This window comes from Nonomuraea sp. NPDC003727 (assembly GCF_053586935.1).
This window is the reverse complement of record NZ_JBSFNE010000020.1, coordinates 41,154-62,428: the sequence shown is the minus strand read 5'-3', so window position 1 is coordinate 62,428 and position 21,275 is coordinate 41,154. Positions and strand designations below refer to the sequence as shown.

The following is a 21,275-nucleotide window of genomic DNA, read 5'->3' as shown; positions in this document are numbered from 1 at the left end:
GAGGTGATCCGCATGGACGCAACAACGGATTCAACGAGCGGATCGGTGTCAGAGGTGCTGTGGGACCCGGTCATCGTCGGCGGTGGAGCCGCCGACCCGCGGGCCGGGTTCGTGCCCGCGAGAGCACGGTTCGCGGCTCCGGTCGTCGGCGGCGCTCAGCCAGGGAACGGGCCCGCCGACCACCCGCACGGGTACCTGACCAGGGACGGGGTCCCTGGACTCGGCGCCGCCGATTCCCCCGGTGCCACGCATGTCCCGGAGGTCTGGGCAGGCGGGAACGTGGTCAACCCCGGGGCACAGGTCGTCGCCGCCGCCATCGGCATGACCGGCCGGCTGCTCGAACGGGAGCCGGCTGCCGCCGTCTCGTCTGGTGGCGGGCTCGACGCCGGGGGTGCGATCTGATGGCCGGCATCACCGCGGAGACGCCCAGGAACACTCGCTCCGACCGGTTGCCTGCCGGCGTGTACCTGCTCAGTTTCAGCCTGTTCGCGATGGGAACCGCGGAGTTCCTGCTGGCCGGCGTACTGCCGGCGGTGGCCGCCGATCTGGAGGTCACGCTCTCCTCGGCCGGGTTCCTGATCACCGCGTTCGCGCTGGGCGTCGTGATCGGCGGGCCACCGTTCGCCGTGCTCAGTCTGCACTGGCCGCGCCGTACGGCGCTGGTGGCGACCCAGGGCCTCTTCGCGGTCAGCATCGTCGTCGGCCTGCTGGGCGACTACCAGGTCCTGCTGCTGACGAGGGTGGTCGCGGGTATCGCCTACGCGGGCTTCTTCGCCGTCGCGTCGGTGACCGCGATCAGCCTGGTGACGCCGGACCGGAACGCCCGCGCCTCCGGAGTCGTGGTCAGCGGGCTCAGCGTGGCCATGGTCGCCGGCGGCCCCGCGGGCACGCTGCTCAGCCACTTCATCCAGTGGCGCGGCGGCTTCTGGGCCGTGGTGGCTCTGACCGTCGCCGGGATCATCGGTTGCCTCCTCGGGCTTCCCGCCGCCGACTCCGACAGCAACCGGCCCGCCGAGCCGAGTGTTTCGCGGGAACTGGCCACGATGCGGAAACCGATGCTGTGGGGCATCTACGCGATCACGATCCTGACCACCGCGGCGTACATGATCACGTTCAACTACCTGGCGGCCATGCTCGCCGACATCACCGCCATCCCCGAGGTCTGGATCCCGGCGATCCTCGCGCTGTTCGGGGTCGGCGCCTTCGTCGGCCTGTCCATCGGCGGCCGCATCTCCGACAAGCGCCCGCACGTCGCACTCCTCACCGGCGCGTCGGCGATCGTGATCCTGTCGGTCGTGATGGCTGTCGTGATCCAGCAGGCCTGGGCGGTGGTGCCCACGGTGTTCCTGCTCGGCGTCGCCGCGTTCGTGCTGAACCCCGCCGTCTACGGACGCGTCTTCGCTCTCGCCGCCGAGGCGCCGACCCTCGCCGGCGCCACCACCGTGTCGGCATTCCAGCTGGGTATCAGCATCACCCCGGTCCTGGCGGCGGTCTCCCTGACGCAAGGGGCCGCACTCACGTCGGTCTGCTTGATCGGCGCCGCCCTCGCCGCGGCCGCGCTACCCCTCATTCTCCTGGACCGGGCGCGACAGGCCCGCCCGGCGGCTGACCCGACCTCAGCCGCCGGCCGTCCGGCCCACGAGGAGGTCGCCACGGCCCGCCCGGACCCTGAAAGGAACCAGCGGTGACCCGTCGGACCGCCTGTGCTCGCCACGGCGAGCACAGGCGGTCCGCCTGACGGATCACCGGTGTACGGGCCGGGGACGGGCGCTCAGCCGTACGACTGGACGCTCAGCACCTTGCGGAGCAGCTCGCCGAACTCGGCGGGGTGCGTGCTGAGGCCCGTGTGCCCGCCGGGGAAGTGGACGAGCTCCGTGCCGAACCGCTCGGCCAGGAAGGCGGCGGGACGGTAGGGCAGCTCACCGCGTGAGTCCGCTCCGCCCGCGAGCACGAGCCGGTCCGACAGGGCCATCAGCCGATCCACGTCCGGGGCGTAGGCCATGAAGGTCGGGATGATACGCCCGATGAAGTAGGGCATGTCGGCCATCGTTCGTTCGGCTCGCTCCTTCGCCTGCGGCGGCAGCTCGGTGGCCCGGGCGTCGACGGGATCGGCGCCGGGCCGCCTGAGACCGGCCGCGAGCAGGGCCGCCGCAGGCATCAGCCCGTCCTGCAGGAAGGTGTCCTGGACGCGGGCGAGCAGCGCGCGATGCTCGGCGGCGTCCGGCAGCACCTCCACCACCGGCGGCTCGTGCGCCACGACGCGTTCGATCCGCTCGGGACGGGTGGCCAGCAGGTGCAGCGCGACGATCGCTCCCGAACTGCAGCCGACCACGCGGGCGGGCGCGGCTGGAGACAGCAGCTCCAGCAGCTGGAACGCGTCGTCGGCGTGCTGGGCGACCCGCTGCCGGGCCTCCGGGTCGTCCAGCGGGCTGCGACACAGGCCGCGCGGGTCGTAGGAGGCGACGGTGTACTCGGCGGCCAGCTCGTCGGCGACGCCGTCAAAGGAGGCCGCGCCGCCGGTGCCGCCGGGGATCAGCAGCAGAAGGGGGCCCTTCCCGCGCACCTCGTAGCGCAGGGTGGCGCCGTCGACGCGCAGGTGGCCGATGGTCGGGCCGGTCATGTCGGGTCTCCTTCATGGTATGCGGGCCAGTGCTCCAGGAGGTCGTGCAGGGCGTCGAGGCAGCGGACCCAGGAGTCCTCGGCCGGGCGCGCGTGCGCGAACCCGCCCGCGGCCTCGAGGCCGATGAACCCGTGGAACATGCTGCGCATCAGCCGGACCGCGTCGGTCAGGGCGGGCTCGTCCAGCGCGTAGGCGCGCAGCATGCTGTAGGTCAGCTCGACCGCGCGTCGTGGCCCGGGCGCTCGGGCCATGAGCTCGGGATCGATCTCCGTCGGGATCTGCGTCGCCGTGTACCGGCCCGGGTGGTCGTGGGCGTACTGCCGCCAGGCGTTCGCGTACGCCACCAGCGCATCCTTTCCGGCCCGCCCGGCGGTGGCCTCCGCGATGCGGATGGACTTCTCGTCGGCGGCGAGCAGCGCGATCCGCCCGCGCAGGTCCGCCAGGTGACGGACGTGCGCGTAGAGGCTGGCGTCTTTCACCCCGAGTCGTCGCGCCACCGCCGACATGGTCACGTGGTCGAACCCGACCTCGTCGGCCAGCTCGGCACCAGCGAGCGTCACCCGATCCGCCGTCAACCCGGCCCGCGCCATGCGCACACCACCATCCCTAGAGTCATTCGGATCTGCCTAGTGATCCTAGGTTATATCTTGGGAGCCAAGGGCTGCGCAACAAGCCGCTGGCGACCGTCGCCGACACGGACATGTGCATCGGCCTTGGCGGGTTGCCCTGGTGGCCCGGTGCGGATCATTTCGGACCACAGAAACTCCGCGGCGGCCCGGGGATGAAAAAGGCGCATCGTGCCCGTCCTGATGTGCCGCCCTCTTCGGTTGCCGGTAAATCCGCATGTCACGAGCGCTGCGAGGCGAATGCATTAGGCGGTCGGCGGTGAAATGGATCCCTGGTTTTCCGGCCCGTGGTTCCGGCCGCACGGGACCATGTCGTGCCTTGGGCGTCGGATTTCAGGGTGGAACGGATCCGGGGCGCGCGTGACCGGCTTCGACAGCCGAAGATCGTCGGGTCCGGGTGGTTCAGTGTCGTACGGGACCCCCGTCGACCTGGGTGCGAGAGAGCGGCATGCGAAGCGATCATGCTGTGACCAGGCAAGTTATCGTCCGGGAATGAGAATGGGCGCGATTCGAATCGATGGTGAAAACAAGTTGACCTTCAGTGTTGACGAAGATCAACCCGTGTGATCACATGAGTGAGGTTATCGAGTCGGTGCTCAGGGGGTTCCGTCAAATCATCTGCAGGGAGAATGAGGAGAACTGTGGAAACGAGAAATCTGCAGCCTTCGTACGTCCTCCGAGGATTCAAGTTCCAGTTCCGGACGGAAGGGCCTGAGGCCCCCGGGTTCGGCACCCTGGAAAACCAGATCGCACTCGTGTACACGCGTGGCTCCAGTCACGAGGAGCAGGCCTCACCGCTCGTTGTCTGTTTCGTCGCCGAGCCGGGCCGGACTTTGGAGGGCACGGAGAACCGTCCGGGAATCGCTGTGGACCTCGGGATTCCCGGGGCGAGCGCCGTCTACCACGACGGCCTCTGGATGTTCACCGGACCTGACGGCGACCGGTATTGGGCGCCGAACGCGCACTCGGTGACGGTCAACGCCCCGGGCGGCACCTATGCGCTCAGGGCGCCGCGCGACGTCGGGGCCGACGAACTCGTCAAGGTCGCCCGGTCCCTCCCGGAGCTGGTCTCGTCTTGAGCGGCTCGGGGCAGTGGGTCGTCGTCCTCCAGACGGCGATAGGTTTCCAGCTGGTCTTCGCCGCCCTCATGAAGGCGGGAGGGGGTGCCTCGCTGTCCCCTTTCCTCGAAGCCATGGCGGTCCCTCCTGTCCTGGTGCGGATCTCGCGGGGGGCGGTCCCCCTCTGCGAGGCGGCCGTGGGGCTCGGCCTCATCGCCGGAACGGGATGGTGGGCGGCCCTGGGAGCCGCCGGACTGTCCCTGGGATTCACCGCCGTCCTGGTGAACGCCGCCCGTCTGGGTGTCTCTGAGAGTTGCCGCTGTTTCGGAGCGCTGGATTCCGGTGTCCCGACATCGGTCAGCGCTGTCCGGGCGGCCGTTCTTCTCGCGGGGAGTCTCGTTCTTCTCGCACTGTCGACGGGCGGCCCCGGAGCGTCGGTGGGCGGCCCGGGAGCGACGTCGCCGATCATCGACCCGACGGCCCTGCCGGCCGCGTTGACCGGCGTGCTGCTCGGGGTGGCCTGCATCGCCTGTTTCGCACTGCTGGGGCGGACGATCCAGTTCGAAAGGTTCCGCTCGACGCTCAGAGGGAGCAGGTGACTCCCGGCGGTTCCGCTCCCGCCGCTGCCGGATCGAGCACGAGGTGCACATGAGTACGTTGTTCGTGATTTCGTATGTCGTTCTGTGGGTTCTCGTCGCTGTGCTGGTGGGCGCGGTGTTCGCCCTCTACCACCACTTCGGGCAGATGTACATGACCAGTCCGGAGGGACGGGTCGCGCACGGTCCCGACGAGGGGAGCCTCTTCCCGGCCCTGGACGCGAGGGATCTGGACGGCGCAGCCGTGACGCTTCCCGCGCAGGACCGTCCCTTCATCACGGTGTTCGCCTCCACCGGATGCACCCTGTGCGGTGCCCTGCGATCGGTGCTGCGGAGGTTCGCGGCGGAGCACCCCGACGTCCTGGTGGTGGTCATCTGCGACGGCCATCCCCGCGCGGTTCGTGAATGGGCCGGTGACCTGGCCTCCGTGATCCGCGTCGTCCCCGATCCCCGAGGCCGTATCGCCGCCCGGTACGAGGTCGGCCTGACCCCGTTCTCGGTCGCGGTCGGCCATGACGGCCGGGTGCGGTCACGCGGGATCGTCAACGGCCTCGACGGCCTGGAACTGGCCGCCCACGAGGCCAACCAGCTCACAGTTCTGTCCGCGCCCACAGAGGAGAGGAGCACTTCCCGATGAAACGACTGCTCACCTGGACCGCGTCGAGGGTCAACCGCCGCCAGGTGCTGCGTGGGGCCACCGCGGCCGCTTTCGGAACCCTTGCCGGGCTGACCGTCGGGCAGTCGCCCGTGCAGGCGGCGGTATGCACCGGGCCGTTCGGGAGCGGCTACTGCGGATCGAGCAGATGCTCGGGAAGCGACTGCCTCAGCAGCGCGGGGTGCAGCTACTACAACGGCTGCGGCGGAGGGGCCTGCTGGTCGTACTCGCCCGGTTACTACTGCTGCGACTGCAAGTGCGGGGGAAGCTACTGCTACTGCAACGGCCGATGACCGGTCTGGTCGTGATCAATCCAGGAGGGGTCTCATGCGGTTGACGGTTCCGCTGAGCCCCAGGTGGTCGGTCGCCGGCCCCGCTCTCGTGGCGGGCGTCGGCGTCAGCGCCGTGACGTTGTCCGTCCCCAGGGTCGCCGACGGCTGGGAGATTCCGCTGCTGGCGCTGCTCGGCATCCTGAGCGGCATCCAGGGGCTGCAGACGCCTTGAGGCGGTAACGCGGTCCACGTGATCGCGTCTCCTCCGGTCCGGGGGAGAGAGCAACTGAAGGCGTTCGCGGTCGCGGCCTATGCCGCCGGCCTTCCGCTGGGAGCGCTGGCGACCGCGACCACGGGTTACCTGCTGGGCGAGGTCACAGGCGGGCTTCCGGCGTGGGCGCTCGGCGGCGTGGCCCTGGTCCTGGCGCTGGTGGCCGGCGGGCTCCTGCCGGTACGGCTGGAGGGCAGCCCGTGGCGGGTCCCGCGGCACTGGGCGGCGCTCGGCCCCGTCCCCTACGCCGGAGTCTTCGGCGTGGCGCTCGGCACCGGGCTCGCCACCGCTCTGTCGTCGCCGGGCCTCTACCTGCTGGTGCTGTGGCCACTGGGCGCGCCGAACTGGTGGCCGGCCGTTCTTCCGTTCCTGGGGGTCGCGGCGGGGCGCGCCATCCCGCTGGTGCTGATCGCGGCGCGATCCTTCAGCCGCGGCAGGCATCCTTCCGCCGACCTGCGCCGCTTCTCCGGGTGGGCGGGACGGCTGGACGTCGCCGAGACGGTGATTCTCATCATCCTGGCGGCGGTGTGGATCGGGGGCTGAAACCCGGCCCCTGACCGTACGGCTCGCAGCCTCGTGGGGAGGGCGCGAGCCGTACGGCATCGCCCCCCGGCCGCTGCGGCTGACCGTCACTCGGGACAGCCGATGGCCGACCTGCTGGAGGACCGCCACGAAGTGGTCCTTGACGGCGTCGGCGCCTTCTCTGCCGAGAAGTGGGGCCGGTTGCTTCCCTATTTCAATACAGACCTGTGCTCGGCGGTGCCGCGGATCATGATGTCGGGATCCGCCGGGCGGCCCTGCCGCCCAGGTGCAGGAAGGCGATCTCACCCGCGTCGTCGCGAAGGAAGCGGCCCACGACGCGCCGCGGGTCGGCGGCGATCGTCACCTCGTCACCGCCCTCGACCAGCGCCAGCGGCAGGTCCGGCATGCCCTCCACTCCCGCGCTCACCAGTTCGGGCCGCAGCACGAACCGCGCCGTCAGGTTCTCGTCGACCTCGAAGGTCCACTGCCCGGCGTCGTAGCCGCCCGCGTACTCCGGCGCGGGTGCCCGCAGCGCCAGCCGTACGGCCTGCGGCTTCGCGCCGAGCAGGTGCTCGAGGCACCAGTCGGTCACCAGCGCGCCCAGCGCCTTGCCGGGCGCGGAGTTGGTGAGCGTGGTGACGGCGAAGCCGTGCTCGGGCGCCAGCACGAACGTGGACAGCTGCAGGTTGCCGATGTTGCCTCCGTGCGTGACCAGCCGCACGCCCGCCTGCTCCTCCAGCAGCCACGGCAGCCCGATGCCGGTCCACGGCGCCCCGACCCGCACGTGCTCGGCCCGCATCAGCTCCCTGGTGGCCGCCGAGATCGGCGCCTCGCCGTCGGCGCCCAGGTGGAAGGCGGCGTAGCGAAGCTGGTCGCGCACCGACGAGACCAGCCCGCCCTCGGCCATACCCTCGCGGAACAGCCCCCACGTGTGCGCCACCCGCGGGCCGTCCTCGCGTACGGCGTGCCCGACCGCGTGCGCCCGCGTCGCGACCTCCCAGGGGAAGAAGAAGCTGGAGCTCATGCCCAGGGGTTCGAGCACGATGCGCCTGACCGCCTGCTCGTACGGCTCGCCGCACACGACCTCGACGATCCGGCCGAGCAGCCGGAACCCGGCGTTGTTGTAGGAGGCGAGCGCCCCGGGCGGGAAGAGCTGGGGCAGCCGGTCGTAGGTGCCGATCGAGTCGGCCAGCGCCGAGGTGTCCCAGCTCTCGCCGTCGTCGATGTCGCCGAGGAATCCGCCGGTGTGGGTCAGCAGGTGCCGGACGGTCAGCTCGTCCGCGGCCCGCTCGTCGGCGAGCCGGAAGCCGGGCAGGTACTGCCGCACGCGCCCGTCCAGGTCGAGCCGGCCGCGTTCGACGAGATGCATGGCCGCTGTCGCGGTGACCGTCTTGGTGGTCGACCCGATCTGGAACAGCGTGTCGCCGGTCACGGGGGCCGGCGCGTCGACGCTGGTGACGCCGGTGGTCAGGATGTGCTGCACGCCGTCGGCGAGCACGCCGACGGCGGCACCGGGGACGTGGCGGGATGTCGCTTCGCTGTCGAGCAGGCGCTGCAGGGGAGTGAGGTCGGTCATCGGTTCATCCTGCTGACTGCGGGAGCGGCGGGCTTCGTCGGCCCGCACCATTTCCGCCGCGCCGTTCGTCCGCCCGGGTGGATGCCTCGGAGCGGGGGTCAGCCGACCGTGGGCAGGGTCAGCGTGGTCCTGGCCAGGTCGACGGTGAGCGTGGGCCGCTGGCCGGGTTCGAGGAACTCCCAGTAGTCCGTCCCGCCGATCACCAGGCCGATGCGGTGCCCGGCGGGCACGACGTGGTCGAGCGGCGACAGGTCGAAGCTCATCGTGTAGAACCGCTCGGGGTCCAGCGGCACGCCGCGCCGCAACGTGGCGTGGTGGCCGAGGTCCGCCCATCCGGTGGCGACGATCTCGTGGTCGACGGTCGTGGTGGCGGTCTCGGTGTCGAGGTAGCAGGCGCTGTCGGTGGCGCTGCCCTCACCCCAGCACGAGCGCGTCGTGAGGGTGCGGATGCCGCCCGTCCCGGTGATGTCGACGTAGTCCCTGATGGTGGCGGGGCCGTAGTCGACCACCGCGATCCCCACCCTGGCGACCGGCGTGGAGGACTTCATCGTCACCGTGATCCTGCCGGTGCCCGACAGGCGGGTGTCGGCCGCCAGCGGCTCGGACCTGTACAGCAGCCGGTGGTTCGAGGGCCCCTCCTTCACCCATTCGAACCGGCCGATGTCGGGGTCGTCCTGGAAGGTGGCCCGCGCCGACGCCGGGGGAGGGGCGGTCGACAGGCCGTCCTGCCCCGGCCACCACGTACGGGGCCGCGCGCCGGGTGCGGGCCAGGCCTGCTCCTCGCGCCACTGGTCGGGGGCGTGCTCGATCGTCACGGCAGGCTCGCGGTCGACGCCGTTGTCGACGCCGCGCAGCCACCTGTCGAACCACCGCTCGACGGTGCGCACGTAGTCGGCCCTGCGCAGGTCGAACGGGTCCACGTGCCCGCCCTGGAACAGCCACGCCTTGCGCGGCACCCGCAGCGCCTGCCACCACAGGGAGAAGTTCGACGCCGCCACGGCGTAGTCGCCGAACCCCTGGGTCACGAAGACGCTGGCCCGCACCCGGTCGGCCTTGCCGGGGTAGTCGCGCTCCTGCCAGTAGCGGTTCCAGTCGCCGTCGTTGCCCTCCAGCCGGTTCAGCTCCTCGGTGAACGGCTTGCACAGCCGCATGGCGCGCTCGTTGTAGAGCCGCGGCGGGCCGTCGTCGGTCCGGACGTAACCGCGCCAGGCGCCGTTGGCGTTGTAGGTGCGGTAGATGTCGGTGTTCCCGGCGATCGACACCACGGTCTTCAGGCCGCGCACCCCGGTCGTGGCGATGCCGTTGGCCAGCCAGCCGTCGTGCGACTTGCCCCAGATGCCGACCGCGCCGGTGGACCAGCCGGCCGCCACCGGCTCGCCGCCGAACGGCTTGGTGTAGGCGCGGGCCCTGCCGTTCAGCCAGTTCACCACCTGGGCGCCCGCGGCCACGTCGTGCCGGCCGCCCCTGTCCATGCAGCCGGTCGACCGGTTGGTGCCCGACATGTCGACGAGCACCACCGCATAGCCCTTCGGCACGAAGTAGTTGTCGTAGTACAGCGGGAAGCCGGTGGGCTTGCCGTCGGCGTCGTAGGTCTTCTTCTGGGCCTCGTTGCCCCGGCCGCAGCAGGCGTAGTAGGGGCTGATGTCCATCAGGACAGGCACCTTGAGCCCGCTCGCCGCCGGCTCGGCGGGCCGGATGACGTCGGCGGCCAGGCGGTCCCTGTGGCCGTCGCGATCGAGGTCGACGTCGAGCTCCACCCACGCGGTCTCGCGGATCGCGTCGGCGTAGGAATAGGTCTCGGCATGCGCGGGAAAGGCGGGGATCGCCGCCGCGAGCGCCATGCACATCGCGACAAGTAATGATCTCATCCGGCAAGTTTCACACTGATTTGTGGCGCTGGTAGTAGCGCGCCACCCTGGCCCGGTTGCCGCACAGCGCGGCCGAGCACCAGCGCCGCCGGGGGTGCGCGGGCAGGAACAGCATCACGCAGTCGTCGGCCGCGCACTGCCGGATCCTCCCGGCGGCGGGATCGCTCAACAGGTCGGCCGCCGCCTCGGCGAGGATCGCGGCCAGCCGGACACCCGGCGAACCCGTGCGGACGGGGACCGCGGTGAGCGCCTCGCCGTCCCAGCGCAGCTCCCTGACCGCGGGCGCCGCGCGCTGGGCCGTGTTGAGGCCACGCAGCGCGGCCGGCGCGGGCCGCTCACCCCGCATGAGCGTGTGGACGGCGGTGCCGGCGTGGTCGCGTACGGCGTGCACGGCGGCCAGGTCGGCCGCCGACGGCAGGCCGTCCAGGCCCGGCAGCCGGTCGGCCTCGAGGTCCAGCCAGCGTCTGAGCCCCTCGGGGGTGGCGATCAGGTCGGTGCCGGCCGGGCGGGTATTGATCAGGTCGAGCGCCAGGGGCTCTCCGATGAGCATGGTTCTAATGGTACATCGCCATCTTGACCCATTAGTGCTATAACTAATGCATCTTCTCGCTACGGAGGCATGTGACATGTTGGTCCCGCGTGTGGTGCACAGGTTCGTCGACGTCGACGGGGTGAAGGTCTTCTACCGGGAGTCGCTCCCCGAGGATCCCGACGCCCCCGTGCTGCTGCTCCTGCACGGCTTCCCGTCGGCGTCCCACCAGTACCGGCGGCTCATCGACGCGCTCGGCGCCCGCTACCGGCTGATCGCCCCCGACTATCCCGGCTTCGGCCACACCACGGCCCCCGACGACTTCACCTACACCTTCGACCGGCTGGCCGACATCACCGAGGGCTTCGTGCGGCGGCTCGGGCTGGAGCGCTTCGTGATGTACGTCTTCGACTTCGGCGCGCCCGTCGGCTTCCGCCTCGCCCTGCGCAACCCGTCGTGGATCGCCGGCCTGATCGTGCAGAACGGCAACGCCTACGAGGACGGGCTGTCGGCCGGTGCGCGCGACTTCATCGCGCTGCGCCCGGAGGTGGCGGGGGCGGAGGAGACCGTGCGCGGGCTGCTCACGCTGGAGAGCACGCGCGGCCAGTACGAAGGCGGCACCGGCGACCCCGAGGCGGTCGCCCCCGACGGCTGGACCCTCGACCAGCACTTCCTCGACCTGCCCGGGCGCAAGGAGGCGCAGGTCGCGCTGGCCTTCGACTACCACTCCAACGTCGAGCAGTACGACAGGTGGCAGGCGTGGCTGCGCGAGCACACCCCGCCGGCGCTCATCACCTGGGGGCGCCACGACATGTTCTTCCCCGAGCCCGGCGCCCACGCCTACCTGCGCGACCTGCCCGACGCCGAGCTGCACCTGTTCGACACCGGCCACTTCGCCCTGGAGGAGAAGCTGCCCGAGATCGCCCCGCTCGTCGCCGGGTTCCTCGACAAGGTGTGGCGCTGAGGCACGTCCCGAGGCGTCCCGAGGCACGGTCCGAGGCGCGGCGGGGCGCGGGTCGCGCAGCGTGCGGCGCCGACGCACGCGGGTTGCCCAGGGCAGGGTGCTGACGTACGGCGGGCGCCGGCTCGGCTCAGGGCAGGCGGGCGGCCCGGGCGTTGAGATAGCGCTGCTCCGGCATGCCCCGCCACCGGCCGGACCGCGGCGGACAAGCGCCGAGAATGAGCTCTCATGAGAGCCATTGACCATCCCCTGGTGCGAGCACTGCTGTCGCTCGAGCTTCCCCCGGCGGACTTCGTCATCGCGGGCAGCGGGCCGCTCCTCGCCCACGGCATCAAGGACGACATCCGCGACCTCGACGTGGTCGCCCGTGGCCAGGCCTGGGCCAGGGCGTGCGCGTTCGGCGCGCCGGAGCCGTCTCCGTTCGGCGAGCACGTCGAGAAGGTCGCGGTCCTGGACGGAAGGATCGAGATATTCAACGGCTGGTTCGCCGAGGCCGGCACCGTGGACGAGCTGATCGCCCGGTCCGAGGTCGTCGACGGCCTCAGGTACGAGTCCCTGGCGGACGTAGGCCGCTGGAAGCGGCTCCTGGGCCGCCCGAAGGACCGAGCGGATCTGGCGTTGATCGAGCGGCACCTCTCGGGCCGGGCCCTCGCGCGACCACCCCGCGCCGGCGATCCCATCTCATGAGGGTCGGCGAACGGGCGTGGGGCCACCGGCTCTGCCGTGCGCTCGCCGCGGCGCCGCGCCTCGCGTCCTGAGACCGGGATCGGCCCGTGTCGGTGGCCCGGCCGTGCGGGCCGATCCCGTCACTCGTGATCGGCCCGCACCGGCATCCCGACCGTGCGGGCCGGCCCCGTCGCCCGTGATCGGCCCGCGCCGGCATCCGGGGAGTGCGGCCCCGAGACACGCTAGAGGTCGGCCTCTGCGAGTACGGCACGCAGCCGGGCGGCGAAGCGCTCGGGATCCCCCGCGAACCCGACGTGGTCCCCCGGGAACATCGTCGGCTCGACCCCGAGCGTGTCCGCCAGGGCTCGCGAGGAGCGGTCACAGAGCTGCCCGGCCGAGTCCGTGCCGATCCCCACCACGATCCGCGGCTTCCCCGAGCGCAGGGCGTGCACGTCGGGGACCCATCGGACCGTGGGCCGCAGCATGTGCGTGTGCTGGAAGTCCGCGTCCGCGACGTCCTGCGGGTCGCGATCGCCCCCGACCATGTGCTCGAACACCTCCTCGGGCAGGAAGATGTTCGCCTGCTCCAGGAACTTGCGGAACGCTCCGCGGGCGTCCCCCGCCAGATGCGTCGCGATGATCTCCTCGGTGCCCTTGCGGAGTTCCTCGCGGTCCTCCAGCAACTCGATCAGCGGGGGCTCGTGCGCGATGACGGTGTGGACCTGGTCGGGATGCGCCTGGGCGAGGGCCAGCGCGCTGACGGCGCCGCCGCTGGAGCCGAGGACGGCGGCGGGACCGGCGCCCAGGTGCGTCAGCAGCCGCGAGAGGTCGTCGGCGCGCATCTCGGGCGTGGAGTCCTGGCCGGGGTCGTCGACGGGGCTGCGGTTGATGCCGCGCGGATCGGTGGTGAGCACCGTGTGGTCGGCGCTCAGCAGGTCGGCCAGGGGTTCGAACGACCTGGCGTCCATCGGGGCGCCGACCAGGACCACGACGGGCCCCTGGCCGCGCACCTCGTAGTGCAGCCGGGCGCCGGGTACGGCGAGGGTGCCGGTGGTGACGGTATCGGGCATGGCGAACCTCCTCGAATTAACTGAACTGTACGGTACAGGAAAGTTTTACTGTACTCAATCGTTCAGTTGTCGGGTAGGATGGCGCCATGGCCAGAGGCACCGCCGCATCCGCTCCCACCGGCAAGCGCGCCGAGCGCAGCAGGCGCGCCATCGTCGCCGCCGCGCGCGAGGTGTTCCTGCGCGACGGCTTCGACGCCAGCGTCGACGTGGTCGCCGCCACCGCCGGCGTGTCCAAGGTGACCGTCTACAACCATTTCGGCTGCAAGGAAGACCTGTTCACCGCGGTGGTCGAGGACGCGCTGGACGAGATCGGCTCGACACTCTCCCAGGTCAAGGCCGGCGTGCTGGCCGCGGAGGACGTACGCGAGGTGCTCACGCGCACCGCGCGCGCCATGGTCGCCGAGGCGATCGAGCCCCCGCGGCCGGAGCTGCGCAACCTCGTCACCGGCGAGCTGCGCCGCTTCCCCGAGATCGGCCGGGCCTGGCAGGAGCGCGGGCCTGGCCGGTTCGCCGGGCTCCTCGGCGAGATCCTGGGCCACCTGACCGAGCGCGGCCGGCTCGCCGTCGGCGACATCGAGGTGGCCACGATCCAGTTCTTCGGGCTGACGGTCTACCCCCACCTGATCTTCAATTCCTTCGGGACCACGCTCACCGCCGACCTCGCCGAACGCCTCATCCGCGAGGGTGTCGACATGTTCCTGCGGCGGTACGCCACCTGACGACCTCACGTGCGGGCCTACCCGCACGGGGCTCCGGTCACTGACCTGCTCCTTCGCCGGCACCGTCGCGCGCAGGCCACGCCATACCACCCGGCCGAGAGGGTACGGCGGAGGTTGTACGACCTGTTGAGGAAAGGCGTGGCTCATGTGCAGATGGCTCGTTTACTCGGGAACGCCCATGCTGCTGTGCGACGTGCTGTACCGTCCGCAGCCGTCGCTGATCGACCAGAGCCTGCGCTCCCGGATGGGCGTGGAGACGACGAACGGCGACGGGTTCGGCATCGGCTGGTACACCGTCGGTATCGGCACCCCCGCGATCTTCCGGGACACCGGCCCGGCGTGGAACAACCGCAACCTGCGGGAGATCGCCGAGCATGTCCGCTCGCCGCTGTTCTTCGCCCACATCCGCTCGTCGACCGGTACGGCGGTGCAGCAGACCAACTGTCACCCCTTCCGGTACGGACGCTGGTTGTGGATGCACAACGGCGTGGTCACCGGCTTCGACCGGCTCCGGCGGGAGCTGTGCATGGCCGTCGACCCCGCGCTGTTTTCCCGCATCGAGGGCACGACGGACTCGGAGGTGATGTTCTACCTGGCACTGACGTTCGGCCTGGACGACGACCCGCCGGAGGCCGTGGCCCGCATGGCCGGCCTGGTCGAACGGCTCGGCCACGAGCACGGCATCGAGTTCCCGCTGCAGATGACGGTCGCGACGTCGAACGGCGAGCGGGTGTGGGTCTTCCGCTACTCCAGCCGGCGCCAGTCGCGCACGCTGTTCTACAGCTCCAGCGTCGAGTCCCTGCGCTCGCTGCACCCGGATGTCGCGTGGCTGCGCGGGCTGTCCGCCGACACCCGCCTGGTCGTGTCCGAGCCGCTCGGCGACCTGCCGGGAGCCTGGAACGAGCTGCCCGAGAGCAGCTACGGCGTCATCCCGCCCGACGGCGAGCTGCTGGCCGGGTTCACCGTCGGACAGCTGACCTAGCCAGGCATCCGCCCGCGCCGACGGGCACCAGGGCCCGCCGGCCTCCCCGGGCTGAGCGGGCGCTGCCCGTGCCCCTACCGGCCCTGAGCGTCCACACGGTGTGGGAGCGGCTCGAAACCCGGCCGCTCCCACACCGTCGCCCAGGTCCGGGCTCGTTACACCTGCCGAGTCGGATACATGGTGATCCGCGAGAGATTGACATGTGCCGGCTGAGCCGCCGTGAACGCGATCACCTCCGCCACGTCCTGGGCCGACAGCACCTCGATGCTGCCGATCAGCCCGTCGAGCCACTGGTTGACCGCGGGATCGGTGACGTGCCCCTGCAGCTCGGTGGCGACGACCCCCGGCTCGACGGCGGTGACCCGCACCCCACGGCCGCCGAGTTCGGCGCGCAGGGTCGTGGACAGGTGGGTGACGGCGGCCTTGCTCGCGGTGTAGGCGGCGAAGCTGGGGAAAGGCACGTGCGAGGCGATCGAGGAGATGTTGATCAGGTCGGCGGGTCCGGTGGCCGCCGCCCGCAGCAGTGAGGGCGTGAGCGCGTGGACGATGCGCAGCGCGCCGGTGACGTTGACGTCGATCTGGCTCTCCCAGTCGGCGAGGTCGGCCTGCTCGGCGGGGGCGGGCAGCATGATCCCGGCGTTGTTGACGACGAGGTCCACCCCGCCGAAGACGCCGAGCACCCGCTGGACGGCCGCGGCCACCGAAGCGGAGTCGGCCACGTCGGCGGCGACGGCGATCGCCTCCCCTCCGGCGTGCTTGATCTCCTGGACGAGGTCGGTCAGCCGCTCTTCGCGGCGGGCCAGCAGCGCGACCCTGGCGCCCCTGGCGGCCAGCAGCGTGGCGGTGGCGGCTCCGATGCCGCTGGATGCTCCGGTGACGATGGCGGTACGGCCCGCGAGGTTGTCGGTCATGGCGCCGACTCTGCCGCCCGCCGCATGCCGTACCCAGGGACCTGGTTTTCCTGGGTCTGACAGGACCAGGCACGCGCGGCCGGGCGGACCGATAATCGAGGGGTGAACGAACTGGGTGAGTTCCTCAAGTCGCGTCGCGCGCGCGTCCGTCCCGAGGAGGCGGGCCTGCGGTCGTACGGCGGGCGCCGCCGCGTGCCCGGCCTGCGCAGGGAGGAGCTGGCCCAGCTGGCAGGAATGAGCGCCGACTACTACACGCGGCTGGAGCAGGGACGCGGCGGCGGAGTGTCGGAAGAGGTGCTCAACGCGCTGGCCAGGACGCTCGGTCTGGACCAGGACGAGCGGACCTACCTGTTCAGCCTGGCCAGGCCGGTGCGCGCACCTCAGCGCTCGCGGCGTACCCGGCGCACGGTCGGCCCTCAGCTGCGGCACCTGCTCGACGCGATGGAGGGCGTGCCCGCCTACGTGATCGACCACAGGAGCGAGCTGCTGGCCTGGAACCGCCTGGCCTCCGCGCTCTACACCGACCTGGGCAGGCACCGTAACTGGGCGCGCTTCTGCTTCCTCGACGAGGCGAGCAAGGAGATCTTCGTCGACTGGGAGAAGAAGGCCAGGGAGGTCGTCGCCTACCTGCGGCTGAAGGCGGCCCAGTATCCGGACGACGCCCTGCTGGCAGCGCTGGTGGGCGAGCTGTCGGTGAAGAACGCGCACTTCCGCCGCTGGTGGGCCGATCACAACGTGCTGGAGAAGACGCGCGGGACCAAGCAGCTCCGTCATCCGGTGGTGGGCGAGTTGTCGCTGAGCTTCCAGTCGTTCACGGTGACCGGAGAGCCCGACCAGGTGCTGGTGGCCTATGCGGCCGAGCCCGGCTCGCCCTCGCAGGAGGCGCTGCGGCTGCTGGCGAGCTGGTCCCTGCCCGAACGGCAGGGTGCGCCCGGCTAGGGCCTGCTCAAACTGAGAGTAGCCAAAACACTACCCTCCGCTTGCGGACGCTTTCCACGCTGTGCTGACGTGAGCGGCGTGACCTCATGCCAGGACCGGGTGGTCCACGAACTGCGCACGCTGATGGATCGGGCCATCGCCGCCGAGGATCTCGGCGCCGCGCTTTCCGCGGCCATCGCGCCGTGGGTACGGCACGACGCGCTGCGCCTGATCGGCACCAGTCCGGCGACCGGGCTCGGGCAGGGCTCGTTCAGCTTCTGGCACCGGTACGAACGCGAACTCGCCACGGCCCTGCTCGCCCACCGTCACACCCACGGCGATCCCTGCCGGCCTTCGTCCCTGGTGCGCCGGCAGGTGCCGGTCGCGGTGGCCGGCGCCGACGAGGGGGCGCGGCGGGCGTTCGCGGCCTGCGGCGTCTCCTGCGAGCTGCGGCTGCTCCTGCGTGACAGCCGCGGCGTGTGGGGGCTGCTCGGGCTGGTGCGCGCCTGCGACGACCACCCCTTCACCGGCGACGACCTGCGCAGGGCGGCGCTGCTCGGCCCGGCGCTGGTGACCGCGCTGCGCCGGTACGTCACCGCGGGCCCGCTGGCGCCCACCGCGGCCGCGCTGCCCGCCGGCGTGATCGTCGTCGGCCCCGACCGCACGATCCGTACCGTGACCCCGCAGGCCCAGGCGTGGCTCGAGCGGCTGCGCGGCCCTGTCCGGCACGGCACGCACGCCTGGCTGGCCGACACGTTCGTGACGGCGCTGGCGATCGACGCCGGCGAGCACGTCCGCGGATCGGGCGGCGGCCGGCCGCTCATCTGCGCCCCCGCGGCCCACTACGGCCGCTGGCTCGCCGTCGAGGGCCAAGCCCTGGACGAGGACGGCACGGGCGACGTGGCCGTGGTCATCCAGTCGGCCGCGGGCGCGCTCATGCTGCCCTCGTTCTGCGACTGGTACGCGATCACGCCGCGCGAGCGCGGCGTGCTGGAACTGCTGTGCAGGGGAGCCGCGCCGAAGCAGATCGCGCGGCTGCTCGGCCTGTCCGCGTACACGGTGAACGACCATCTGAAGGCGGTCTTCCGCAAGACCGGCGCGGCCGGCAGGGACGAGCTCATGGCCGCCTTCACCACCTGAACGCCATCCCCAACACTGGGGGGATGTCCGGGCCGCCGCCTCACCCGACCATGAAGGAGTTCGCACCACTCACAGGGGAGGAACACCCGTGAAAAGCATCTCAACCCCCGCCCGCCGCCAGGTCGAGCGCTTCCTGGAGTTCTCCGACCACGTCGGGGGACTGGCCGAGGCCGACGTGCTGGCGCTGCTGCGCGACCAGGGCATCACCACGCTGGAGGCACTCGTCAGCAAGGCCGTCAGCGCGCCCCGCTCGGCCCCGCCCGTCAAGATGGACGCCGCCCAGGCGCTGAGCGCGCCCAGGGCGACCTCCACGCAGCCCATCACGCACCCGGCACCCGCCATGGCGGTGGTCGTGGACGGCGTCGAGCACGACCCCCGCGACCTGTCGCGGTTCGACGGCCGCCCGCTGACCTACATCTACGGCCCCGAGCGGCTGTCGGCCCTCACCGACGACAGCGCGCTCAACGGCGCGCTGTGGGCGGCCTCGCAACTGGCCCAGGCAGGGGCCGCGCGGGACCCGCGCCCCGCGACGTGGGGCCAGGTCCAGATGTTCGAGCACGTGGACTACGCCGGTGACTGGTTCTGGTGCGCGGCCCGAGAAGCGCACAACGACCTGACCAGCGTCCACCACGGGCCCCTGCACCTGCACGACTGGAACGACGTCATCAGCTCCATGGGCGGCACGAACTGCTCGGTCCGCTACTACGAGCACATCAACTTCGGTGGCAGTTCCCTGTTCGTCGCACCGTTCACCGACATCCCCAACCTCGTCCCCAGCGGCTGGAACGACCGCATCTCCTCCGTCTGGAACCTCGGCTGATCCGCACACCACCGCCCTAGGCGGCGGATCAGGCCGGTAAGCGGGCCTGGCCGCGCCGCATGCGCAGGACGGCACCACCACCTGCGCGCGGCCGGTCAGGCCCGCCCCCTCGTTCGCCACTTTCATCTCATTGCACAGAGTTGCCAATCGACGACACACCGTTACTATTGCGTGGAGGTCTTCCACCCCTTTCCCCGATCCCTTCCCCCCGATCACGGAGTGCCGCATGGAGCGAACGGTTCTGGCCGCCGTCACCGAACGTCCCGACGCCGATTCGGCACTCGCCGATCAGCTCCGCCGCGTGTGCGCGGCGATGGACGAGCACGGGCTCCAGGTGCGCTGGACCCACCGGGCCGAGGACGCCCTGGCGGTGGTCGGGTCGGACGCGTCGCTGACGGCTGTGCTGGCGGCATGGGACGCGCCGGGGGCCGAGGAACTGCTCGGCGCGGTGGCCAAACGGTTCCGCGGCCTGCCCGTCTTCCTGATGACGCAGGAGCAGGAGCTTCCGCTGTGGGTGTACGAGGTCATCCAGGGCTACGTCTTCCCGCTGGAGGACACCCCGCAGTTCATCGCCGGGCGCATCGCCCACGCGGCCGAGCAGTACGCCGAGAAGATCCTTCCGCCGTTCTTCAGCGCGCTGCGGCGCCTTCAGGACCACCATCGCTACTCCTGGCACACACCGGCGCACGCGGGCGGGGTGGCGTTCCTCAAGTCGCCGGTGGGGCGGGCGTTCTTCGACTTCTACGGCGAGCGGCTGCTGCGCACCGACCTGTCCATCTCCGTCACCGAGCTGGGATCGCCGCTCGACCACACCGGCCCGATCGGCGAGGCCGAGCGCAACGCCGCCCGCGTCTTCGCCGCCGACCGCACGTTCTTCGTGGTCAACGGCAACTCCACCGCCAACCGCATCGTCGGTCACCACGCGATCGCCCGTGACGACACGGTCCTGGTGGACCGCAACTGCCACAAGTCGGTCCAGCACGCGCTGGCCATCAGCGGCGCCCGCCCGGTCTACCTCGTACCCGAGCGCAACGGGCTGGGGCTGGCGGGCCCGATCCCGCCCGCCGTACTGCAGGCGGACGCGGTCCGTGACCGGGTGGCCGCCCACCCCCTCGCCGCCGGGGATCCGACGTACGCGGTGATCACGAACTCCACCTACGACGGGGTGTGCTACGACGCGGTGCGGGTCGGCGAGCTGCTGGGCGCCAGCGTGCCGCGGCTGCACTTCGACGAGGCGTGGTTCGCCTACGCCCGGTTCAACCAGCTCTACGCCGGCCGCTACGGCATGGCGATCGACGAGCGCACGCTGCCGGGCGCGGGGCGTCCCACCGTTTTCGCCACCCAGTCGACCCACAAGCTGCTGGCCGCGTTGTCGCAGGCGGCGATGCTGCACGTCCGCCCGGCGGAGCGGGCGCCGGTCGACTACGACGCGTTCAACGAGACCTACCTCATGCACGCCTCCACCTCGCCGCTCTACCCGATGATCGCCTCGCTGGACGTCGCGGCGGCGATGATGGACGGCCCGTCCGGGCCGTTCCTGACCGGGGAGGCGATCGTCGAGGCGGTCCGCTTCCGGCAGGCGATGGTACGGCTGGCCGCCCGCATCCGCGAGGACGGCCTGCGGCCCGACTGGTTCTTCGGCGTCTGGCAGCCCCCCACGGTCACCGACCCGCGCACCGGCCAGGACGTCTCGTTCGCCGACGCCGACCCTGCGCTGCTGTGCGCCGAGCCCCGATGCTGGACGCTGGACGAGGGGGCCGCGTGGCACGGGTTCGACGGGATGTCCGAGGGCTACTGCCTGCTCGACCCGGTCAAGGTGACGATCACCTGCCCGGGTGCCGACGCCGCCACGGGCACGCTCGACTGGGGCATCCCGGCCCGCGTCGTGGCCGCCTACCTGGAGCGGCGCGGCATCGTGGTGGAGAAGACCGGCGACCACACGTTGCTGGTGCTGTTCTCCATGGGGATCACCAAGGGCAAGTGGGGCACGCTGATCGACGCGCTCACCGACTTCAAGAACGCCTACGACAACGATCTGGACCTGGCGGAGGTGCTGCCGGGCTTCGGGCCGTCCGCGATCTCGCTGCAGAAGTTCTGCACCCTGGTCCACGAGAAGCTGCGCGACTCCGGTGTCGGGAAGCTGCTCGACCAGGTCTTCACCACCCTGCCCGAGGCGGTGTCGACTCCCGCCGACTGCTACCAGGCCATGATCCGGGCCCGCACCGAGCGCGTCTCGCTGGACGGCCTGCCGGGGCGGGTAGCCGCGGCCACGGTGGTGGTCACCCCGCCCGGGATCCCCATGCTGATGCCCGGCGAGGCGACCGGCCCGGCCGACGGCCCGCTGATGACCTATCTACGGGCTCTGGAGGACTTCGATCGGGCCTTCCCCGACCTGGCCACCGACATCCACGGCGCCCACCGTGACGGCGACGGCCGCTACTGGGTGGAGGTCGTCAAGGACTGAGATCGGCGGTCGTGCGCCGGGTGACCGGTGG

23 protein-coding genes are annotated in these 21,275 nt (G+C 71.3%); 16 read left to right on the top strand and 7 right to left on the bottom strand.

From position 1 onward, the window contains the following. Positions 1-45 precede the first annotated feature (45 nt). Together ACWDLG_RS36820 and ACWDLG_RS36815 are read left to right on the top strand one after the other, a co-directional pair. Positions 46-402, top strand: coding sequence for a hypothetical protein (locus tag ACWDLG_RS36820; protein WP_449929000.1), 357 nt, complete (start codon positions 46-48; stop codon positions 400-402). Continuing rightward, positions 402-1,688, top strand: a complete 1,287-nt coding sequence (locus ACWDLG_RS36815) for an MFS transporter (RefSeq protein WP_449928998.1) — start codon at positions 402-404, stop codon at positions 1,686-1,688. Before ACWDLG_RS36820 ends, ACWDLG_RS36815 begins: the two co-directional genes overlap by 1 nt. An 83-nt stretch (positions 1,689-1,771) precedes the next feature. On the opposite strand, the gene ACWDLG_RS36810 is transcribed toward ACWDLG_RS36815, so the two are convergent. Then, entirely contained in the window at positions 1,772-2,620 is an 849-nt protein-coding gene (locus ACWDLG_RS36810; protein ID WP_449928996.1) for an alpha/beta fold hydrolase, read from the bottom strand. Beyond that, positions 2,617-3,210: a TetR/AcrR family transcriptional regulator gene (locus ACWDLG_RS36805; RefSeq protein WP_449929095.1), complete on the bottom strand. Its 594-nt coding sequence runs from the start codon at positions 3,208-3,210 to the stop codon at positions 2,617-2,619. The genes ACWDLG_RS36810 and ACWDLG_RS36805 overlap by 4 nt, the downstream gene beginning before the upstream one ends. Before the next feature lie 665 nt (positions 3,211-3,875). On the opposite strand from ACWDLG_RS36805, the gene ACWDLG_RS36800 reads away from it, so the two are divergent. Genes ACWDLG_RS36800 through ACWDLG_RS36775 form a run of 6 tightly spaced genes read left to right on the top strand, consistent with a single transcriptional unit; the run spans position 3,876 to position 6,641 of the window. After that, entirely contained in the window at positions 3,876-4,325 is a 450-nt protein-coding gene (locus tag ACWDLG_RS36800; RefSeq protein WP_449928994.1) for a hypothetical protein, read from the top strand. Further along, the gene (locus ACWDLG_RS36795; RefSeq protein ID WP_449928992.1) at positions 4,322-4,903 is read left to right on the top strand and encodes a MauE/DoxX family redox-associated membrane protein; all 582 of its coding nucleotides are present in this window, start codon (positions 4,322-4,324) and stop codon (positions 4,901-4,903) included. The genes ACWDLG_RS36800 and ACWDLG_RS36795 overlap by 4 nt, the downstream gene beginning before the upstream one ends. A 49-nt stretch (positions 4,904-4,952) precedes the next feature. Further along, positions 4,953-5,537 (top strand): hypothetical protein, encoded by a 585-nt coding sequence (locus ACWDLG_RS36790; RefSeq protein WP_449928990.1) that lies wholly within the window; start codon positions 4,953-4,955, stop codon positions 5,535-5,537. Beyond that, entirely contained in the window at positions 5,534-5,848 is a 315-nt protein-coding gene (locus ACWDLG_RS36785) for a hypothetical protein (RefSeq protein WP_354916058.1), read from the top strand. The genes ACWDLG_RS36790 and ACWDLG_RS36785 overlap by 4 nt, the downstream gene beginning before the upstream one ends. Before the next feature lie 34 nt (positions 5,849-5,882). After that, positions 5,883-6,059: a hypothetical protein gene (locus ACWDLG_RS36780; RefSeq protein WP_354916055.1), complete on the top strand. Its 177-nt coding sequence runs from the start codon at positions 5,883-5,885 to the stop codon at positions 6,057-6,059. An 18-nt stretch (positions 6,060-6,077) separates the two neighbouring features. Next, positions 6,078-6,641: a hypothetical protein gene (locus ACWDLG_RS36775; RefSeq protein ID WP_449928987.1), complete on the top strand. Its 564-nt coding sequence runs from the start codon at positions 6,078-6,080 to the stop codon at positions 6,639-6,641. Between the two features lie 226 nt (positions 6,642-6,867). Here the strand turns inward: ACWDLG_RS36775 and ACWDLG_RS36770 are convergent, their stop codons facing one another. The 3 genes from ACWDLG_RS36770 to ACWDLG_RS36760 all read right to left on the bottom strand — a co-directional run bounded on the left by ACWDLG_RS36770 (position 6,868) and on the right by ACWDLG_RS36760 (position 10,614). After that, the gene (locus ACWDLG_RS36770; protein ID WP_354916049.1) at positions 6,868-8,196 is read right to left on the bottom strand and encodes a serine hydrolase domain-containing protein; all 1,329 of its coding nucleotides are present in this window, start codon (positions 8,194-8,196) and stop codon (positions 6,868-6,870) included. A 98-nt stretch (positions 8,197-8,294) separates the two neighbouring features. Next, positions 8,295-10,064, bottom strand: coding sequence for a CocE/NonD family hydrolase (locus ACWDLG_RS36765; RefSeq protein WP_449928985.1), 1,770 nt, complete (start codon positions 10,062-10,064; stop codon positions 8,295-8,297). Positions 10,065-10,074: 10 nt separating this feature from the next. Then, positions 10,075-10,614: a CGNR zinc finger domain-containing protein gene (locus tag ACWDLG_RS36760; protein WP_449928983.1), complete on the bottom strand. Its 540-nt coding sequence runs from the start codon at positions 10,612-10,614 to the stop codon at positions 10,075-10,077. 76 nt (positions 10,615-10,690) lie between these two features. Here ACWDLG_RS36760 and ACWDLG_RS36755 point away from each other — a divergent pair, with 76 nt between their 5' ends. Together ACWDLG_RS36755 and ACWDLG_RS36750 are read left to right on the top strand one after the other, a co-directional pair. After that, complete coding sequence (locus tag ACWDLG_RS36755; RefSeq protein WP_354916040.1) at positions 10,691-11,557, top strand: alpha/beta fold hydrolase; 867 nt, start codon at positions 10,691-10,693, stop codon at positions 11,555-11,557. 225 nt (positions 11,558-11,782) lie between these two features. Next, a complete protein-coding gene (locus ACWDLG_RS36750; RefSeq protein WP_449928980.1) occupies positions 11,783-12,241 on the top strand; it encodes a hypothetical protein in 459 nt (152 codons plus the stop codon). Positions 12,242-12,462: 221 nt separating this feature from the next. Here the strand turns inward: ACWDLG_RS36750 and ACWDLG_RS36745 are convergent, their stop codons facing one another. Continuing rightward, positions 12,463-13,290, bottom strand: a complete 828-nt coding sequence (locus tag ACWDLG_RS36745) for an alpha/beta fold hydrolase (RefSeq protein ID WP_449928978.1) — start codon at positions 13,288-13,290, stop codon at positions 12,463-12,465. 86 nt (positions 13,291-13,376) lie between these two features. Between ACWDLG_RS36745 and ACWDLG_RS36740 the strand changes: the two genes are divergently transcribed. Both ACWDLG_RS36740 and ACWDLG_RS36735 read left to right on the top strand, forming a co-directional pair. Next, complete coding sequence (locus ACWDLG_RS36740) at positions 13,377-14,009, top strand: TetR/AcrR family transcriptional regulator (RefSeq protein WP_449928976.1); 633 nt, start codon at positions 13,377-13,379, stop codon at positions 14,007-14,009. 145 nt (positions 14,010-14,154) lie between these two features. After that, positions 14,155-14,991, top strand: a complete 837-nt coding sequence (locus ACWDLG_RS36735; RefSeq protein WP_449928974.1) for a class II glutamine amidotransferase — start codon at positions 14,155-14,157, stop codon at positions 14,989-14,991. A gap of 155 nt (positions 14,992-15,146) precedes the next feature. On the opposite strand, the gene ACWDLG_RS36730 is transcribed toward ACWDLG_RS36735, so the two are convergent. Next, positions 15,147-15,902: an SDR family oxidoreductase gene (locus ACWDLG_RS36730; RefSeq protein WP_449928972.1), complete on the bottom strand. Its 756-nt coding sequence runs from the start codon at positions 15,900-15,902 to the stop codon at positions 15,147-15,149. Positions 15,903-16,004: 102 nt separating this feature from the next. Between ACWDLG_RS36730 and ACWDLG_RS36725 the strand changes: the two genes are divergently transcribed. The 4 genes from ACWDLG_RS36725 to ACWDLG_RS36710 all read left to right on the top strand — a co-directional run bounded on the left by ACWDLG_RS36725 (position 16,005) and on the right by ACWDLG_RS36710 (position 21,244). Next, positions 16,005-16,841, top strand: coding sequence for a helix-turn-helix transcriptional regulator (locus ACWDLG_RS36725; protein ID WP_449928970.1), 837 nt, complete (start codon positions 16,005-16,007; stop codon positions 16,839-16,841). A gap of 69 nt (positions 16,842-16,910) precedes the next feature. After that, positions 16,911-17,960 carry a LuxR C-terminal-related transcriptional regulator gene (locus ACWDLG_RS36720; RefSeq protein WP_449928968.1) on the top strand — a complete coding sequence of 350 codons (1,050 nt, stop codon included), beginning with the start codon at positions 16,911-16,913 and terminating at the stop codon, positions 17,958-17,960. An 88-nt stretch (positions 17,961-18,048) separates the two neighbouring features. Then, on the top strand, positions 18,049-18,780 hold the full coding sequence (locus ACWDLG_RS36715) for a hypothetical protein (protein WP_449928966.1): 732 nt from the start codon (positions 18,049-18,051) through the stop codon (positions 18,778-18,780). A 226-nt stretch (positions 18,781-19,006) separates the two neighbouring features. Beyond that, positions 19,007-21,244 (top strand): Orn/Lys/Arg family decarboxylase, encoded by a 2,238-nt coding sequence (locus ACWDLG_RS36710; RefSeq protein ID WP_449928964.1) that lies wholly within the window; start codon positions 19,007-19,009, stop codon positions 21,242-21,244. Positions 21,245-21,275 lie beyond the last annotated feature (31 nt).

Coding starts and splice junctions, on each gene's coding strand:
- ACWDLG_RS36790 (WP_449928990.1), top strand. CDS start 4,953: ATGAGTACGTTGTTCGTGATTTCGTATGTCGTTCTGTGGGTTCTCGTC.
- ACWDLG_RS36740 (WP_449928976.1), top strand. CDS start 13,377: ATGGCCAGAGGCACCGCCGCATCCGCTCCCACCGGCAAGCGCGCCGAG.
- ACWDLG_RS36765 (WP_449928985.1), bottom strand. CDS start 10,064: ATGAGATCATTACTTGTCGCGATGTGCATGGCGCTCGCGGCGGCGATC.
- ACWDLG_RS36780 (WP_354916055.1), top strand. CDS start 5,883: ATGCGGTTGACGGTTCCGCTGAGCCCCAGGTGGTCGGTCGCCGGCCCC.
- ACWDLG_RS36800 (WP_449928994.1), top strand. CDS start 3,876: ATGAGGAGAACTGTGGAAACGAGAAATCTGCAGCCTTCGTACGTCCTC.
- ACWDLG_RS36810 (WP_449928996.1), bottom strand. CDS start 2,620: ATGACCGGCCCGACCATCGGCCACCTGCGCGTCGACGGCGCCACCCTG.
- ACWDLG_RS36735 (WP_449928974.1), top strand. CDS start 14,155: ATGTGCAGATGGCTCGTTTACTCGGGAACGCCCATGCTGCTGTGCGAC.
- ACWDLG_RS36710 (WP_449928964.1), top strand. CDS start 19,007: ATGGAGCGAACGGTTCTGGCCGCCGTCACCGAACGTCCCGACGCCGAT.
- ACWDLG_RS36755 (WP_354916040.1), top strand. CDS start 10,691: ATGTTGGTCCCGCGTGTGGTGCACAGGTTCGTCGACGTCGACGGGGTG.
- ACWDLG_RS36785 (WP_354916058.1), top strand. CDS start 5,534: ATGAAACGACTGCTCACCTGGACCGCGTCGAGGGTCAACCGCCGCCAG.
- ACWDLG_RS36770 (WP_354916049.1), bottom strand. CDS start 8,196: ATGACCGACCTCACTCCCCTGCAGCGCCTGCTCGACAGCGAAGCGACA.
- ACWDLG_RS36730 (WP_449928972.1), bottom strand. CDS start 15,902: ATGACCGACAACCTCGCGGGCCGTACCGCCATCGTCACCGGAGCATCC.
- ACWDLG_RS36750 (WP_449928980.1), top strand. CDS start 11,783: ATGAGAGCCATTGACCATCCCCTGGTGCGAGCACTGCTGTCGCTCGAG.
- ACWDLG_RS36805 (WP_449929095.1), bottom strand. CDS start 3,210: ATGGCGCGGGCCGGGTTGACGGCGGATCGGGTGACGCTCGCTGGTGCC.
- ACWDLG_RS36760 (WP_449928983.1), bottom strand. CDS start 10,614: ATGCTCATCGGAGAGCCCCTGGCGCTCGACCTGATCAATACCCGCCCG.
- ACWDLG_RS36815 (WP_449928998.1), top strand. CDS start 402: ATGGCCGGCATCACCGCGGAGACGCCCAGGAACACTCGCTCCGACCGG.
- ACWDLG_RS36745 (WP_449928978.1), bottom strand. CDS start 13,290: ATGCCCGATACCGTCACCACCGGCACCCTCGCCGTACCCGGCGCCCGG.